Genomic DNA, 1,867 nt, shown 5'->3' with positions numbered 1-1,867 from the left:
AGCATCCGCTTTAAAGTGCCGGCTGGGAAAGTATATAAGTTCAATGATATCGTGAAAGATGATGTGTCCTTTGAGTCAGATGGCATCGGTGATTTCGTCATCGTGAAGAAAAACGGGATCCCGACATACAACTTTGCGGTAGCGGTTGATGACTATCTGATGAAAATCACTCATGTGCTTAGAGGGGATGATCATATTTCCAATACGCCTAAGCAGTTAATGATTTTTGAAGCATTTGGCTGGGATGCGCCTGTATACGGTCATATGACTTTGATCGTAAATGAAAATCGTAAAAAATTAAGCAAGCGCGACGAGACGATCATCCAGTTCATCGAGCAATACGAAGAACTTGGCTATATGCCTGAAGCGCTATTCAATTTCATCGCTCTATTGGGCTGGTCTCCAAAAGGAGAAGAAGAACTTTTCAGCAAAGAGCAATTCATCGAGATCTTTGATCCAGAACGCTTGTCTAAATCACCGGCTGTATTTGATAAACAAAAGCTGCTTTGGGTGAACAACCAGTATATGAAGAACCTTGACCTTGATCAGGTCGCTGCATTGGCGATGCCTCATTTAGAGAAGGCGGGCAGAATCAGTGAAAATCCTTCAGAAGAAGACAGTGATTGGGCACGCAAAGTGATTGCCCTGTATCAGGAGCAAATGAGCTACGGAGCTGAGATTGTTGAGCTGTCCGAAATGTTCTTCAAGAAGGATATCGAGTATGATACGGAAGCCAAAGAGGTTCTTGACGAAGAGCAAGTACCGGAAGTGTTGAGGGCTTTCGTCAATGAGATCGATCAGCTGGAAAATTATGAAGCTGCTGAGATTAAAAAATCCATCAAAGCGGTTCAAAAGTCGACTGGACACAAAGGGAAGAAGTTGTTCATGCCGATCCGTGCCGCGGTGACAGGCCAAACACATGGCCCAGAGCTTCCGAATGCCATTGAACTTTTAGGGAAAGATAAAGTAAAACATCGAATCGAGAGTCTTTTGGGTTAACATTTGTGCGAGAATGTAATATATTAAAAGTACAACAAACCGAATAAGAAAAAGTGTTGAAGAGGAGAAGTAAAAAAATGAAGCTTTTCAGAGAGAACCATCACCGGCTGAAAGTGGTTTAAGCCTCTCATTTTTTGAAATGCACCTCTGAGTCCTTTATTGAAAATAGTATGTAAAGGCGGTTTCCTTCCGTTACAAGGGATAAAGTTGGGGAAAAACCAGTATTTTACCCAAACAGAGTGGAACCGCGCCGAAAGCGTCTCTGTCTTAGGACAGAGGCGTTTTTTTGTATTTTCTGCAGAAGTATAGTTGATTTCCACTCCAGGGTTCGACCCCGCGGGGCTGGGTTACGTTCCAGTGGGTACGTAACCTCGGGCGCTGCAACTGGATTGGGGGTCTCACCTGTCATCAAAAGTGCAAGCACCCCGGTTAGCCCCGACAGGCAAATGTTCCGAAGAGAAAAAAAGGCGGTCTTTCCTTTTATTCTCTTCGGGTTATTTGATCCCGAGGGGCTGGGTGCTGGAACTGGACTTCCCGCTAGTCCCGCAGGAGATCGAACACCTTCCGTTCCAATCAACTTAAGTAATAACACGTATCCCTCTTTTGGGGGAGATGTAGATGAACAATCTTTAGTAAACGATACTTTCTATGTGAGTTATTATAAAGTCATAAAAACAGTCCCTTTATTCTCCTGTTCGGAGAATGGGGATAAAAGAAAAGGAGGGAACTCAATTGTTCAAACGCCTTAAAGAAGACATACAAACCGTTTTCGATCAGGACCCGGCTGCACGAAATTCTCTCGAGGTCATCCTAACCTATTCAGGCTTGCATGCGATTTGGGGCCACAGACTTGCCCATGCTTTTTATA

Annotated in this window: 2 protein-coding genes and 1 other annotated feature; both genes read left to right on the top strand. The window is 44.0% G+C overall.

Annotated elements, in window-relative coordinates:
* Positions 1–999 (top strand): glutamate--tRNA ligase (gene gltX / locus BSG1_RS19295; RefSeq protein ID WP_006838925.1); only part of this gene is annotated, 999 nt, incomplete at its 5' end.
* Between the two features lie 47 nt (positions 1,000–1,046).
* Positions 1,047–1,266: a binding site (T-box leader), on the top strand.
* 435 nt (positions 1,267–1,701) lie between these two features.
* Positions 1,702–1,867 (top strand): serine O-acetyltransferase (locus BSG1_RS19285; RefSeq protein WP_006838923.1); only part of this gene is annotated, 166 nt, incomplete at its 3' end.

The organism is Bacillus sp. SG-1, from assembly GCF_000181495.1.
Lineage (GTDB): Bacteria > Bacillota > Bacilli > Bacillales > Bacillaceae_B > Rossellomorea.
The sequence above is the reverse complement of the archived record's forward strand: the minus strand, read 5'-3'. Positions and strand labels throughout refer to the sequence as shown.